Below are 14,004 nucleotides of genomic sequence, written 5' to 3' on the forward strand. Positions count from 1 at the left end.
AAATGGTTAAATTAACAAGGTATGAATTTTTTAAATTAAAGCGATGTATATAAAATTGTTTAATTACAGTTGCTTACGATTTGTTTTTATGTTGGCACAACCCTTGAGTATGTAACTACGTCTAAACAATACACAAACAAGGAATACCATTATGAAACATTCAATTAAAATCGCTATGGCAAGTTTATTAGTATTAGGTTCTGCGCAAGTACATGCAACAGAAGTGGACCTAGATGTAACTGATATATTAACTCAAAGTGTAGCAAGCTACGTAAAGCAAACCACAATCGAGCTTGAAAAATCACTAAAGGAAACGCTTTATTTTGATGCTAAAACTGTTTTAGAGGGTTTATTAGATGAGCCCGTTTTAACACATAGCACAACGCTTAAAAATACTGACACTAGTATAAAAAACGTAAAATAAATTATTTAAAGGATTAAAACGATGAGCAGTGAACTTGGATTATTTGCATTAATGTTAGCACCCGTAGTCAGTATGATTAGCGCTTATTACTCGGTTCAAGTGTTTAAAGCTATGGGAGGTTGGTTTAATCTTTAGCCAATTATATAGCTGGTAATTAATTCGATTCATACAAAGCTGATCGACTTAGCAAAAGCGCACGTAAATAAAGGCAGAGTGTTTGAAAGAAGTAGACTTTATGAAACGTGCGATTTTTCCATTACCCATTTTTATGTTACCTGAAGGCTATACGCGATTACGCATATTTGAGCCTCGTTATTTAAATATGGTTAAAACCGCATTAAAAAACAATACAGGGTTTGTGCTTTGTACATTTGAGCACGACACGCCATTTAATATAAGCGCGCAAGGTTGCCTTGTTGATATTATTGATTTTGACCAAGACGACAACGATGTATTATTAATCGATGTGTTTGCTTCTCAAAGCGTTCAAATAAATGACGTTTATCAAGACGAGGACGAACTGCGACATGGTTTGGTGTCTTCTTGTAATACGCCATATTGGTATAAGGATTCTAACAACTCAGTTGGCGAACATGACTTATTGCATGATGCGCTTTTAAACGTGTTTAAAAGTAATCCGGAACTTAATTTACTGTACAAAAAAACTCACTTTGACAAACTGCCTTGGATTGCAGCCCGTTGGCTTGAGCTCCTACCTATTTCTATTGAGAAAAAACAGCAACTTGCGTTTGAAACGAACTTTGATAACTTACTGAATTTCCTCCATACTGTGATTAATAACGAATTTGCCTAAATTTTATGATCCTAAATTAATTATTGCCCGTATTACTTAATACAAAAGCAATAACGGGATAAATTATTATGGTAAGTCAACAACAATCACCACGTTGTGAACCTAATACAGGTAAGTACACTGCCATGCCAGAAACGCCGAGTAAAGAACTCATGCAAGCGCTTATAGATGTTGCACAGTCACGCGATAAAAAAGCATTTTCCTATTTATTTGAATACTTTGCGCCAAAAATTAAACGCTTTGGAATTAAGCAATTTGGTGTTGAAGCTCAAGCAATGGAGCTTGTGCAAGAGACGTTAACATCTGTTTGGCGTAAAGCACATTTGTATCACAGTGATAAAGGTGCGGCTACTACGTGGGTTTATACCGTTATGCGTAACGCTTCATTCGATATGCTTCGTAAAATGAAAAGTAATAAAGAAGAAAACATAAGCGAAGATATTTGGCCGTTATTAAACGAATCACAAGATACACATCACGAATACAGTGATCATTTAGAAGATAAACAAATTAAACGTTATTTAGACAAATTACCTATTGCTCAACGCGAAGTGGTAAGAGGCGTTTATTTTCAAGACATGTCGCAAGAGCAACTTGCACATCAACTTAATATTCCAGTAGGCACGGTAAAATCACGTTTACGTTTGGCCTTGCAAAAATTACGTAATGAAATGGGAGATCAGCATGATTAAACATCACCCGAGTGAAACTTTACTGACACAGTATTGCGATGCATCACTTGCTACATCATTGAGTTTAGCCGTTTCTATACATGTAGATATGTGCCCTGTGTGCCAAGCTAAAGTAGCTAAAATTGAGGCAACCAATGCAAACGCACTATTTAGCGAAGAGCCAGCGCAATATGAGAAACCTCAAGCTGAGCAACCTGAGTTACTTGAAGAATTTGAATTGAATGTGCTTGATATGATCACGTCTGATGATTCTATCGACGAAGTTTATGAAGTAGAGCCTGTTTCTATTAAAGTTAATGAGCATAACTATCAGCTTCCACGTGCGCTAACGCGTATTTCTCACAGTAAATTTACCCAAGTGGGTAAGCTTGCGAGATCTCGTATTGCACTTGATGATGGCCCATTACGTTCTAGCTTGTTACATATTGATGCTGGTGGTGAAATACCAGAACACACGCACACTGGCTTTGAAGTTACTTTACTCCTAGATGGCGAGTTTAGTGATGAAGAAGGAAAATATGTCCCAGGTGACTTTATATGGCAAGATGGTAGTCACCAACATACTCCTTTAACAAAAGATGGTTGTTTGTGCTTTACAGTTGTCAGTAGTGCGCTACATTTTAATAAGGGCTTCAGCAAGTTACTAAATCCAATAGGTAATTTGATTTACTAAGAGAATTTATGCACACAGATATAATAAAAATAGGTATAAGCGCCTGCTTAGCAGGCGAAAAAGTTAGATTTGACACAGGTCATAAAAAGTCAAATTTCTGTATGGATGAGTTAGGTAAACACGTTGAATATACACGGTTTTGTCCGGAGGTAGCGGTAGGTTTACCAATACCTCGACCAACTATTCGCCAAGTTAAAGTGGGAGATACTATTAAAGTATGCCGCCCAGATGGCACCGGTGAAGTAGGCCAGCAACTTACCGAATATGGTAAAAAAGTTGCAACAGAACAAGCTAAAGAGTTGAGCGGGTTTGTATTTTGCGCAAAAAGTCCAAGCTGCGGCATGGAGCGCATTAAAATATACAACGAAGCAGGCACGGGTAATACTTCTGAAGGCGTTGGTTTTTTTGCTGAGCAAATAATGAAGCACAACCCATTATTGCCATGTGAAGAAAACGGACGTTTAAATGACATGCACTTACGTGAAAACTTTGTAATGAGAATTTACGTATTTAAAAACTGGCAAAAATTAGTACAAGAGCCGCTTACGGTTCACAAGCTTACTCAATTTCATTCTCAGTATAAGTACTTGTTGATGGCTCACAATTACCAAGCTTATCGAGATTTGGGTAATCTGCTTGGAACGTTCGTAGGTGACAATATAAATGCAGTTGCGGATGAATATATTTTAGGTTTGATGACGGGTCTGAAAAAGCCAGCTTCTCGAAGAAATAATTGCAACACCCTAATGCATTTACAAGGCTACTTTAAAAATGATTTATCGAAGGTTGAAAAACAAGAACTTCGTGATGCGATAGACGAATACCGCGAAGGATTGGTGCCATTGTATGTACCACTTACCTTGTTAAAACATCATTTGAAAGTTCATCCGAATGAGTACCTTGAAAAACAAGTGTTTTTTAACCCATACCCTCACGATTTAAAACTACGATTTGGTATTTAATGGATACATTATTTTGGTTTAGGCGCGATTTGCGCCTTTTTTCTAATGAAGCGTTAATTCAAGCGCTAAATAATGGCGCTAAACACGCCATTTTTTTTGTGTCTGAAAAACAGTGGCAACAACACCAAGCTGCGCCTATTCAGATTGACTTACTCAAGCGCCGAGTTACTTATCTTCAATCACAACTTGCTGATTACGGTATTACTTTACATATTATTGAAGCGCCTAGCTTTAGTGATTGTACGCGCGAGCTGATTAACTTTTGTAAAGCAAACGATGTAAAACACGTAATTGCTAATACAGAGTATGAGCTTAATGAAGTAAACCGCGATAAAGCAATTTTGCATGAATGCGATGAGCTTTCTATTACTTTTACTTTGTACGAAGGTGATTTAATTGCACCTGCAGGCTCTGTCAAAAATCAAAGTAATGAAATGTATAAAGTGTTTACTCCCTTTAAACGTGCATGGTTAAAGCAGTATCAAGATACACACTTTAGTTTGCCACAATGGCCTTTAACTTCTGAGCCAATAAAATTTGATGAAAGCGACTTACTAAAAAGTGATGGGTGCTCAGATAAGTGGCCGGTTGACGACGAAACACTCTCTACGGTAGTTGATAATTTTATATGCGACAAACTTACAAGTTACGACGACCAGCGTGATATTCCCAGTGTAAAAGGCACATCGGGTTTAAGCCCGTATTTAGCACTAGGTATTGTAAGCACAAAGCAACTGCTTATTAATATTCAGCAGCGTTATCCTGATATTTTAACTACATCAAAAAGTAAAACGTTTACGTGGATTAACGAGCTTGTTTGGCGCGAATTTTACAGGCATTTAATTGCTGAATTTCCGAAGCTTTCGCGCGGCGATAACTTTAACGAAAAGTATAATGCTGTAGTGTGGCGTAAAAGCGAAAGCGATTTTAAAGCATGGTGCGAAGGGCGTACAGGTTACCCATTAGTGGATGCAGCAATGCTACAACTTAAGCAAACCGGTTGGATGCATAATCGTTTACGAATGGTTGTTGCAAGCTTTTTAACTAAACATTTATTAATAGACTGGCGTAAAGGTGAACGCTTTTTCATGCAGCACTTAATTGATGGCGATTTAGCCTCAAATAATGGTGGTTGGCAGTGGGCTGCAAGTACGGGCTGTGATGCTCAGCCTTATTTTAGAGTTTTTAATCCTATCAGACAAAGCGAGCGCTTTGATCCAACGGGCAAGTTTATCCGTAAGTATTTGCCAGAGCTTGAAAACGTGCCAGATAAACACATTCATTTTCCACACACTTATTTAGCCGCAACAGGCAAAGATAAGGAATGTTACTGGCCAGCAATAGTTGATCATAAAGCGGCACGAGAACGTGCACTTGCTGCATTTAAGGTGTGATATGGATAACCAGTTACCAGTAGATAAATTTGTTGAAATATACCAACAGCTTGATAGCACTAATCTTGATTTATTGAGTGATATTTACTGTGACAACATACAGTTTATAGACCCGATGCATGAAATTAACGGCATTGTAGAATTGCGCAGGTACTTTGCTAACTTATACAGCAATGTTAAGCATTGCCAGTTTGATATTACTGATTCGTTTAATAGCGGTAACAATGCTTTTATTTATTGGACTATGCATTATGCACATCCAAAGCTGTCATCAGGTAAAACTATCTCGGTAGACGGTCATAGCAAGCTTATTTTTAAAGATGGCAAAATTATTAAGCACAGAGACTACTTTAATGTGGGCGAGTTGTTATATAAACACATTCCTTTACTTGGTAGCGTTATAAAGCTAATTGATAAAAGGGCAGGTTAATTATGATCACACTTATAACGGGTGCTACATCAGGTATTGGCGAGCAGCTAGCAATTAAATATGCACAGCTAGGAGACACTGTCATAGCTTGCGGCCGTAATAGTGATAAGCTTGCCGAGCTTGCTAAATACGACAATATCCAAGCATGTAAATTTGATGCAACTAACCTGCAAGATATAAAAGAGTCTACTATTGGCTTTCCTCAATTTGACCGTGTTATTTTAAACGCTGGTAATTGTGAATATATAGATGATGCGCGCAACTTTGATAGCGCGTTGTTTGAGCGTGTAATAAACGTTAACTTACTTTCTATGGGGTATTGCCTTGAGGCGTTACTTCCTAAAATAAATCCAGGTGGCCAACTTGTTTTAGTTAGCTCAAGTGTTACTTACCTTGCGCTACCTCGTTCAGAAGCTTATGGCGCATCAAAAGCGGGTGTAAGTTACTTAGCAAAAAGCTTAGCGGTTGATTTAAATGATGTTGATGTGACTTTAGTTCATCCCGGGTTTGTAAAAACGCCACTTACTAATAAAAATGATTTCCCGATGCCTATGGCCGTTACTGCTGAAAAAGCAGCTGACTACATGATTAAGGGTATTCAAAAACGCCGCAAAGACGTTCATTTCCCTTATCGTTTTACACTTATATTAAAAGCTTTACGCATTTTACCACTGCCGATTTGGCTTAAAATCGCAAAAGGATTAGCCCGTTGAAAAAAATAGCAATAATAGGAACTGGTGTATCTGGTTTAACATGTGGGCATTTGCTTCACAAACATTACGATGTAACCGTATTTGAAAAAAATGATTACATAGGTGGCCACACAGCAACGGTTGACGTTGATGTGTGTGGCATCAAATACGCAATAGACACTGGCTTTATTGTATTTAATGACCGAACTTACCCATATTTTGAAAAGTTACTTTCGCGCATTGGTATTGATAAACAAACAACCCAGATGAGCTTTAGTGTGCATAACGAAGCCACTGGTTTTGAATACAATGGACATACGTTTACAAGCTTATTTGCACAGCGTCGTAATATTTTTAGACCTAAGTTTTGGCGATTATTGTACGACATTGTTAGGTTTAACAAACTGTGCAAAGCAATGCATGAAAAAGGTGATTACCAGTCTGATCAATCATTAGGGCAATTGCTTAACGATAACCAGTTTAATGACTTTTTTAAATACCATTATATTCTTCCTATGGGCGCGGCTATTTGGTCTACCAGTATTAAAGAAATGGAAAACGTAGGCGTTGAGTTTTTTGTTAAATTTTTCTTTAATCATGGGCTTTTAGATGTAACCAATAGACCACAGTGGTATGTAGTACCGGGTGGATCTCGTCAATACATTAAGCCGCTGATCAGAGGTTTTGCCGACAAAATTAACCTCAATACAAATATTAAATCAGTTACGCGTCAAAATGATGAAGTAACAATAGAGTTTGCCAATGGTGAGCAAAGTAAATTTGATAAAGTAATATTTGCTTGTCATTCAGATCAGGCGCTTGCACTACTGGGTGATGCTACTGAGCAAGAAAAGTCAGTATTGGGTGCAATAGCTTACACTGAGAACTCAGTGGTGTTGCACACCGATACAAACCTTTTACCAGATAGAAAAGCGGCATGGGCGAGCTGGAACTACCTACTTAACAACAACACTGATAAAGCCGCAGTTGTTACTTACCAAATGAATATTTTGCAAGGTATACAATCAGATACGCAGTTCTGTGTAACGCTTAACCATCTTGAAGGAATAAGCCAAAGTAAAATTTTGCGCGAGTTTACTTATCACCACCCTGTATTTAACCAAGAGTCTATTGCAGCTCAAAAACTTAAACACAGTATTGATGGACACAACAATAGTTATTTTTGTGGTGCTTATTGGTACAATGGTTTTCATGAAGATGGCGTACACAGTGGTGTAGATGTAGCCAAGCAACTTGGGGTCGAATTTGACTAGTGCAGTGTATTTAGGCGATGTTAAACATCGCCGTTTTGCTGTTAAAGAACATCGCTTTAGTTACCCTTTATATATGATGTGGGTAGATTTAAATAATCCTCAACAACTAAGTGGTGTGCATAAACACATAGGTACGTCAGGCTTAAAGGCGTTAAAGTTTAATGAAGCTGATTATCTTAAAGGCACCTCACAGCTTGCTAAACGTCCTCTTATTGAGCGTGCACACGAACAACTTGCCAATTTAGGTATTACTGAAACCTTTACTCATATTTACATGCTTGGGCAACTTCGTTGTTTTGGTGTGTATTTTAGTCCTGTTAATTTTTACTTTTTTGGTCATAACGACACCCGTTTTAAATACATGATTGCTGAAGTAAGTAATACACCATGGAACGAACGTCATTATTATTTAGTACCTTTAGAAAAAAAAGTGAACTTTAAAAAGGTTTTTTCCGTATCACCTTTTATGAATCTAGATATGAACTATCATTGGCATGTTAAGCAATCGCCTGATAAAACATTGATACACATTGAAAATAAGCGAAATGAAGAGCTATTATTTGATGCTACACTTCGCTTAAAACGTAAAGAACTTACTAAAGAAGAAGTTAATAAGTTATTTAAACGTTTTCCGGCCATGACATGGTCTATTTTCAAAGGTATTTATTATCAAGCGTTAAAGTTGTTTATTAAACGAGTTCCTTTTTTAGGCCACTCAGGCAAGCCATAAAGCACATAGATAGTCAGGACAATTAATAGGTATTTCAATGGATAAAGTGTCGAGCTTAAATTGCGAACAAAGCACAAACTGGTTAACTAACATATATAAAAAATTAGTGACTAAAGCCTTCTCGTCAATTGAAACAGGTCAAGTTGTTTTAATTGAAGGGAATGAGCGTACAGTTTTTGGCGACCCATCTTCAGTGCTAAAAGCAACAATTATTGTAAACGATAAAGCTATGTATAAGGCATTTGCATTATCTGGGAGCGTTGGCGCTGGTGAAGCGTATATTTTGGGGCATTGGTCTTGTGACAACTTAACCTCTTTCATTGAGATATTTGCTATAAATGAGAAGCAACTTGATGAGTTTGAGAAGAAATTCGCATTTTTTAGCAATATTGGACACCGGTTTAATCACATAAAAAATAAAAATTCTGAATCGGGTTCTAAGAAAAACATCGTTGCTCATTACGACTTAGGTAATGATTTGTACGAATCATTTTTGAGTAAAGAAATGCTTTACTCAAGTGCTGTATATCCTTCAAAAGAAGCGACGCTTGAAGAGGCTCAACAATACAAGCTTAAACGCATTTGTGAGCAAGTTGAGCTTCAAAAAAATGATTCAGTAATTGAAATTGGTACAGGGTGGGGGGCTTTTGCTATATATGCAGCCACACATTACGATTGCCATGTAACAACAACAACCATATCTGATGAGCAACATGATTATGTCGCTAATAAAATTTCAGAGCTTGGTCTTGAAAGTAAAATTACATTACTTAAGCTCGATTACAGACAATTGAAAGGAAAGTACGACAAGCTTGTTTCTATCGAAATGATAGAAGCGGTGGGCCATGAGTACTTACCTAGCTTTTTTACTCAATGTGGTGAATTGTTAAAAGATGACGGTGCCATGCTCATACAAGCTATAACTATTGGCGATCAGCGTTATAAGCATTACTTAAAAAACTCTGATTTTATTCAGCAGTATATTTTTCCAGGCGGGTGTTTGCCATCACTTAACGAAATGAGTGAGCAGATTAAAAATAATACCGACATGGTAATTCATACTGTTAATGATATTGGTGCACACTACGCAAGAACATTAGCTGATTGGCGAAGCCGTTTTATAAAAAGCTGGCCTGATTTGGACCGCTCAAAATTTGATGAACGTTTTTATCGTTTATGGTTGTTCTATTTTGCTTATTGCGAAGGCGCGTTTAGAGCCAGAGCAACAAGTACGGTGCATTTAATGGCGCGTAAACCACGTTTTGTTAGCGATAACGATGATATTGCGCTCGGTTACTAATTTTGTTTTATTTCAAGCAGTGTGGTTTTTATCATTGCTGCTTGAAGCTGATTCGCTACTTTTTAGCGGACTGATTATTGTTTTAATGTTTTGGTTGTCAAAACAAAAAAAACAAGACACCTTACTTCTAATTAAAGCCCTACCTTTAGCACTATTATTAGAATTTATAGCGGTAAAGTTAGGCTTGTTAGAGTTTAAAGTTTATCCCTTCCCTCTATGGCTCGTCTTTTTATGGGCTGCGTTATTACTTTCTTTAAATACCTCAATGGTTTTTTTGAGTAAATTAAAGCTTTGGCAGGCCTTTTTAGTATGCATGGCTTTTGCGCCAGCAAGTTATTGGGCTGGGGCGCGCTTTGAAGTAATAAGTTTAGGTTTACCTTTATGGCAGTTTTGGCTCGTTTACGGTGCGCTTTGGTCTACAGTGTTTACTGTTATTCTTTTTATAAACCAAAAAATCAAGTTATTCATCAATCGCTGATCGCCCACAATTCCCATTTCGTAACATTACCCATTGACTCAAGGGAGCTTATTTTGAAATTTTTACTAAAGGCAGTTACTTTTTATTTGCTTACAACTTCAATTGTTTTAGCTAACACACAGTTTAACAAAGTAGGCGAAGCACGAATGGAGTATTTATTTTGGGATGTATATGACGCGGTTTTATTTACCCCTTCAGGTAATTACAGCGCAGGAACGCATCCTATTAAATTTAAACTTACCTATTTACGTGACTTTGAAGCTAAAGAAATCGTAAAAGCAACAAATGAGCAGTGGGAGCATATTGGAAAAAAAGAGCTAGCAGACAAATACGACAGTAAATTATTGTCTATTTGGCCTGATATTAGACAAGGTGATTCGCTAACGTTAGTCACAAATGAGCAGGGTATGAGTACTTTTTATCATAATGATGAAAAAATTGGCGAAATAAATGAACCTCAATTTTCGAGTGATTTTTTAGCCATTTGGCTGGATGAAAAAACCTCTGAGCCGAAACTACGAAAGCAACTATTAGGGAATTAATATGAATGTATTTAACGCGTTTAAAACAGCTCTTGTATGCTTATCTGCTTTGTTGCTGATAAGCTGTTCGGCACCAAATGTAGAGCATTATAAAAATACATCGCCAAACTTTGACTTTAAAACATTTTTTAGTGGAAATTTGAAAGCCTACGGTGTTGTACAAGACTTTAAGGGTGAATTGACCCGCAAGCTTGTCGTAGATATGAATGCGAGCTGGGATGGTAACCAGGGCGTTATTGAAGAAGACTTTGTTTATGACGATGGCGAAACTCAAAAGCGTATTTGGAAAATAACGTTAAACGAAGACAATAGTTTAACGGGTGTGGCAGATGATGTTATAGGTACTGCAAAAGGTAGAAGTGATGGCAGCGTATTTCATTGGAATTACGATGTAGAGCTTCCATACGATGGCAGTACTTTAAAAGTGAATTTTGATGATTGGATGTACCTGGTTACACAATCGCGCTTGATAAACCGCACATCTATTGTTAAGTTTGGAGTCGAGGTCGGGGAAGTGACCTTAGTGATCGAAAAAATATAGCTTATTTACCCAGTTGCTTAACTTGCGCCAAAATTGTACTCAAATTAAGTCTTTGTTAACCCAACACGCTGTATTTTACAGAGAATTATTTAAATTTTACTCATTTTTTAAGAATTTAAGCAAAAAATGCAATTTGCTGTTGCTAACTCTTTAAAAATGCATAAAGATAGGTTTTGCGAAGGCAAAATAATAACGAATAGGAATCTAACAATGAATAAAGCTCAATTAGTTGAAAAAATTGCTACTGATGCAGAAATCTCTAAAGCCGCTGCTACTCGTGCTCTTGACGCGTTTACAGGTGCTGTAACTTCTTCTTTAAAAGAAGGTGATTCAGTAGCATTAGTTGGTTTTGGTACTTTCTCAGTAAAAGAACGTGCAGCTCGCACTGGCCGTAACCCACAAACGGGTGCTGAGATCCAAATCGCAGCGGCAACTATCCCAAGCTTTAAAGCAGGTAAAGGTCTTAAAGACCAAGTAAACCCTTAATAGGTTTAACGAATTAAATTAAAAAAAGAGCTAATTAGCTCTTTTTTTTTATGTTTAATAAAGACATCAATTGATGCCTTTATATTATAAATTTATGCTTTTAAGGCTTTATCGCCTCGACCAATGCCAACAGCGCCAGAACGTACAACTTCAATAATATCGGTTTCATGACGAAGAGTGTCTAAAAACGATTCTATTTTGTCTGTGCTGCTCACTAATTGTAGACTATAGCTTTGTCGGCCCATATCTAAAATAGCACCTTGGAACACATCAACTACTCGCGTAACCGCTGCACGAGTCGTCTCGTCTTGAGCAAATACCTTAACAAGCAATAGCTCACGTTCAATGTGACTCATTTCTGTTAAATCGATAATTTTAAGCACGTCGACTAGTTTGTTAACCTGCTTTGTAATTTGCTCTACAACTCTGTCATCACCCATAGTGGTAATGGTAATACGCGACAATGATTGATCGTCAGTTGTGCCCACAGTTAGGCTGTCGATGTTATATGCACGTTGTGAAAAAAGCCCAACAATACGTGATAGGGCACCTGGTTCGTTTTCTAATAAAATAGATAAAATACGACGCATTATGCTTTTACTCCTTTACGTAACCACATCTCATCAATGCCGCCTAACTTAATTTGCATTGGGTATACATGTTCTTTTTCATCAACGTTTATATCTAAAAAGACTAATCGGTCGTTAATTGACATTGCTTTATCGATAGCAGGTTGTAACTCATCTAGTGTGTTTACTTGTATGCCTACATGGCCGTAGCTTTCAACTAACTTAACAAAATCAGGTAGTGAATCCATGTAAGATGATGAATGACGTCCACCGTAAACCATGTCTTGCCATTGGCGTACCATACCTAAAGAGCGGTTATTAAGTGATACAACTTTTACCGCTAGGTTGTACTGTAAACAGGTTGATAGTTCTTGAATATTCATTTGAATAGAGCCATCACCCGTAATACACACAGACTCTTTATCAGGAAAGGCTAGCTTTACGCCCATTGCAGCAGGTAAACCAAAGCCCATGGTGCCTAAGCCGCCTGAGTTGATCCATTGACGAGGATGCTTAAATGGATAATATTGCGCTGCAAACATTTGATGCTGACCAACGTCAGAACTTACGTAAGCGTCGCCATTAGTAGCTTTATAAACCGCTTCAATTACAGCTTGTGGCTTAATTTTGTCGCCATCAGTGTTGTAGCTTAAGCACTTTTGTTCGCGCCAGCTGATAATTTGTCGCCACCAATCTTCTTGCGCGCTGCGGTCTATTTTAATTGGGCTTTTATCAATACCCGCTTGTAGTTGTTCAAGTACGGTTGCTAAACAACCTACAACTGGTATGTGTGCTTTAATCGTTTTAGAAATTGAAGTTGGGTCAACATCAACATGAACAATTGTGGCATTAGGACAAAACTTTTGAACGTTATTAGTTACCCTGTCATCAAATCGGGCACCAAGCGCTAAAATCACATCGGCGTTAGCCATTGCTTTGTTTGCCTCAAGCGTGCCATGCATGCCTAACATACCTACAAAGTTTGGATGCACACCTGAAATACCACCCAATCCCATTAGTGTATTTGTAATGGGGGCATTTAATGATTCAACTAAATGCGTTAATTGCTCTGATGTATTTGAAATAACAATACCACCACCAGAGTAGATAACCAGTTTTTTGGCCTCTAAAATAGCTGTTACGGCTTTGCGAATTTGTTTTGAGTGCCCTTTAGTATTAGGGCTGTAAGTTCTCAGCTCGGTGGTTTTAGGAAATTCGTATTCAAACTTAATAGCAGGGTTAAGCATATCTTTTGGAAGCTCAACAACGACAGGACCTGGGCGACCAGTGCTAGCAATATAAAAAGCTTTAGCTAAGATTGTAGGGATGTCTTTAGCACTTCTACAGTTAAAACTGTGTTTAACTACAGGGCGAGAACAACCCACAATATCGGTTTCTTGGAATGCGTCGTCGCCAATCAAATTTGTAGGCACTTGGCCTGATAACACAACCATAGGAATTGAATCCATGTAGGCCGTTGCAATACCTGTAATACAGTTTGTAGCGCCAGGGCCTGAGGTTGCAAGTACAACACCAACGTCTCCAGTGGCGCGGGCATAGCCGTCAGCCATATGTGTTGCAGCTTGTTCGTGACGTACTAATATATGTTCAATGTCATCTTGCTGAAAAAGTGCATCATATAAGTCTAAAACCGAACCACCGGGATAGCCAAATATGTATTTTACCTTTAACTCTTTTAATGCCTGAACTACTAGTTCAGAACCATTATATTCTTGTTTGCTCATCCTCATTCCTCTGTGCGCTTTTTTATGCATAAAAAAACCCCCGCGTAGTGCGAGGGTTTTTAAAAAGCAGTATCACCTTTTAATACATCCCCGCTGGGCTTATAACTAAGACCAGTACGAGTACGACTAAAAGATTAATGTGTGTGTTCATAGTTTTTACTCTATTTAGCAAAACACTGCTTTTAAATTAAAGATTTTGTATAGGTTTATTTTTAAGGGTTTTAAGCCTTCATGTCAACCTTGAAAGCTGTTTTTTGC

The 14,004-nt window shown here is 37.7% G+C and carries 17 protein-coding genes; 15 read left to right on the forward strand and 2 right to left on the reverse strand.

From position 1 onward, the window contains the following. Positions 1-151: 151 nt before the first annotated feature. From H5072_RS02775 to H5072_RS02845, 15 genes are all read left to right on the forward strand, one after another. Complete coding sequence (locus H5072_RS02775; protein ID WP_024596914.1) at positions 152-424, forward strand: hypothetical protein; 273 nt, start codon at positions 152-154, stop codon at positions 422-424. Between the two features lie 235 nt (positions 425-659). Beyond that, on the forward strand, positions 660-1,238 hold the full coding sequence (locus H5072_RS02780) for an LON peptidase substrate-binding domain-containing protein (protein ID WP_024596915.1): 579 nt from the start codon (positions 660-662) through the stop codon (positions 1,236-1,238). A 68-nt stretch (positions 1,239-1,306) separates the two neighbouring features. Continuing rightward, complete coding sequence (locus tag H5072_RS02785; protein WP_002962457.1) at positions 1,307-1,930, forward strand: sigma-70 family RNA polymerase sigma factor; 624 nt, start codon at positions 1,307-1,309, stop codon at positions 1,928-1,930. Continuing rightward, a complete protein-coding gene (locus H5072_RS02790) occupies positions 1,923-2,603 on the forward strand; it encodes a ChrR family anti-sigma-E factor (protein WP_165724293.1) in 681 nt (226 codons plus the stop codon). The genes H5072_RS02785 and H5072_RS02790 overlap by 8 nt, the downstream gene beginning before the upstream one ends. 8 nt (positions 2,604-2,611) lie before the next feature. Then, a complete protein-coding gene (locus tag H5072_RS02795) occupies positions 2,612-3,565 on the forward strand; it encodes a DUF523 and DUF1722 domain-containing protein (RefSeq protein WP_182692600.1) in 954 nt (317 codons plus the stop codon). Continuing rightward, positions 3,565-4,959 (forward strand): deoxyribodipyrimidine photo-lyase, encoded by a 1,395-nt coding sequence (gene phrB, locus H5072_RS02800; RefSeq protein ID WP_182692601.1) that lies wholly within the window; start codon positions 3,565-3,567, stop codon positions 4,957-4,959. The genes H5072_RS02795 and phrB overlap by 1 nt, the downstream gene beginning before the upstream one ends. A 1-nt stretch (position 4,960) precedes the next feature. Then, positions 4,961-5,389 carry a nuclear transport factor 2 family protein gene (locus H5072_RS02805; protein WP_024606010.1) on the forward strand — a complete coding sequence of 143 codons (429 nt, stop codon included), beginning with the start codon at positions 4,961-4,963 and terminating at the stop codon, positions 5,387-5,389. A gap of 2 nt (positions 5,390-5,391) precedes the next feature. Beyond that, the gene (locus tag H5072_RS02810) at positions 5,392-6,102 is read left to right on the forward strand and encodes an SDR family NAD(P)-dependent oxidoreductase (RefSeq protein WP_182692603.1); all 711 of its coding nucleotides are present in this window, start codon (positions 5,392-5,394) and stop codon (positions 6,100-6,102) included. Beyond that, entirely contained in the window at positions 6,099-7,355 is a 1,257-nt protein-coding gene (locus tag H5072_RS02815) for an NAD(P)/FAD-dependent oxidoreductase (RefSeq protein WP_002962467.1), read from the forward strand. Before H5072_RS02810 ends, H5072_RS02815 begins: the two co-directional genes overlap by 4 nt. Beyond that, positions 7,348-8,085, forward strand: a complete 738-nt coding sequence (locus tag H5072_RS02820; protein WP_182692605.1) for a DUF1365 domain-containing protein — start codon at positions 7,348-7,350, stop codon at positions 8,083-8,085. Before H5072_RS02815 ends, H5072_RS02820 begins: the two co-directional genes overlap by 8 nt. Before the next feature lie 37 nt (positions 8,086-8,122). Next, complete coding sequence (locus H5072_RS02825; protein WP_182692606.1) at positions 8,123-9,385, forward strand: cyclopropane-fatty-acyl-phospholipid synthase family protein; 1,263 nt, start codon at positions 8,123-8,125, stop codon at positions 9,383-9,385. Beyond that, complete coding sequence (locus tag H5072_RS02830) at positions 9,363-9,863, forward strand: DUF2878 domain-containing protein (RefSeq protein ID WP_149603678.1); 501 nt, start codon at positions 9,363-9,365, stop codon at positions 9,861-9,863. Before H5072_RS02825 ends, H5072_RS02830 begins: the two co-directional genes overlap by 23 nt. 53 nt (positions 9,864-9,916) lie before the next feature. Beyond that, positions 9,917-10,405, forward strand: coding sequence for a chalcone isomerase family protein (locus H5072_RS02835; protein ID WP_182692608.1), 489 nt, complete (start codon positions 9,917-9,919; stop codon positions 10,403-10,405). Between the two features lies 1 nt (position 10,406). Next, positions 10,407-10,946 (forward strand): DUF3833 domain-containing protein, encoded by a 540-nt coding sequence (locus tag H5072_RS02840; RefSeq protein WP_165724279.1) that lies wholly within the window; start codon positions 10,407-10,409, stop codon positions 10,944-10,946. Between the two features lie 210 nt (positions 10,947-11,156). Continuing rightward, positions 11,157-11,432, forward strand: a complete 276-nt coding sequence (locus tag H5072_RS02845; RefSeq protein WP_002962474.1) for an HU family DNA-binding protein — start codon at positions 11,157-11,159, stop codon at positions 11,430-11,432. A gap of 92 nt (positions 11,433-11,524) precedes the next feature. On the opposite strand, the gene ilvN is transcribed toward H5072_RS02845, so the two are convergent. Further along, a complete protein-coding gene (ilvN, locus tag H5072_RS02850) occupies positions 11,525-12,022 on the reverse strand; it encodes an acetolactate synthase small subunit (RefSeq protein WP_002960314.1) in 498 nt (165 codons plus the stop codon). Continuing rightward, positions 12,022-13,746, reverse strand: coding sequence for an acetolactate synthase 3 large subunit (locus H5072_RS02855; RefSeq protein ID WP_024596926.1), 1,725 nt, complete (start codon positions 13,744-13,746; stop codon positions 12,022-12,024). Before H5072_RS02855 ends, ilvN begins: the two co-directional genes overlap by 1 nt. Between the last annotated feature and the right edge of the window lie 258 nt (positions 13,747-14,004).

It is taken from the genome of Pseudoalteromonas sp. SR45-5 (assembly GCF_014163565.1).
GTDB lineage: Bacteria > Pseudomonadota > Gammaproteobacteria > Enterobacterales > Alteromonadaceae > Pseudoalteromonas > Pseudoalteromonas distincta.

Bases quoted from the DNA above. Each gene is read 5' to 3' on its own strand.
- H5072_RS02840 (WP_165724279.1), top strand. From the start codon at position 10,407: ATGAATGTATTTAACGCGTTTAAAACAGCTCTTGTATGCTTATCTGCT.
- H5072_RS02795 (WP_182692600.1), top strand. From the start codon at position 2,612: ATGCACACAGATATAATAAAAATAGGTATAAGCGCCTGCTTAGCAGGC.
- H5072_RS02810 (WP_182692603.1), top strand. From the start codon at position 5,392: ATGATCACACTTATAACGGGTGCTACATCAGGTATTGGCGAGCAGCTA.
- H5072_RS02855 (WP_024596926.1), bottom strand. From the start codon at position 13,746: ATGAGCAAACAAGAATATAATGGTTCTGAACTAGTAGTTCAGGCATTA.
- phrB (WP_182692601.1), top strand. From the start codon at position 3,565: ATGGATACATTATTTTGGTTTAGGCGCGATTTGCGCCTTTTTTCTAAT.
- H5072_RS02775 (WP_024596914.1), top strand. From the start codon at position 152: ATGAAACATTCAATTAAAATCGCTATGGCAAGTTTATTAGTATTAGGT.
- H5072_RS02825 (WP_182692606.1), top strand. From the start codon at position 8,123: ATGGATAAAGTGTCGAGCTTAAATTGCGAACAAAGCACAAACTGGTTA.
- H5072_RS02845 (WP_002962474.1), top strand. From the start codon at position 11,157: ATGAATAAAGCTCAATTAGTTGAAAAAATTGCTACTGATGCAGAAATC.
- ilvN (WP_002960314.1), bottom strand. From the start codon at position 12,022: ATGCGTCGTATTTTATCTATTTTATTAGAAAACGAACCAGGTGCCCTA.
- H5072_RS02785 (WP_002962457.1), top strand. From the start codon at position 1,307: ATGGTAAGTCAACAACAATCACCACGTTGTGAACCTAATACAGGTAAG.
- H5072_RS02780 (WP_024596915.1), top strand. From the start codon at position 660: ATGAAACGTGCGATTTTTCCATTACCCATTTTTATGTTACCTGAAGGC.
- H5072_RS02805 (WP_024606010.1), top strand. From the start codon at position 4,961: ATGGATAACCAGTTACCAGTAGATAAATTTGTTGAAATATACCAACAG.
- H5072_RS02830 (WP_149603678.1), top strand. From the start codon at position 9,363: ATGATATTGCGCTCGGTTACTAATTTTGTTTTATTTCAAGCAGTGTGG.
- H5072_RS02790 (WP_165724293.1), top strand. From the start codon at position 1,923: ATGATTAAACATCACCCGAGTGAAACTTTACTGACACAGTATTGCGAT.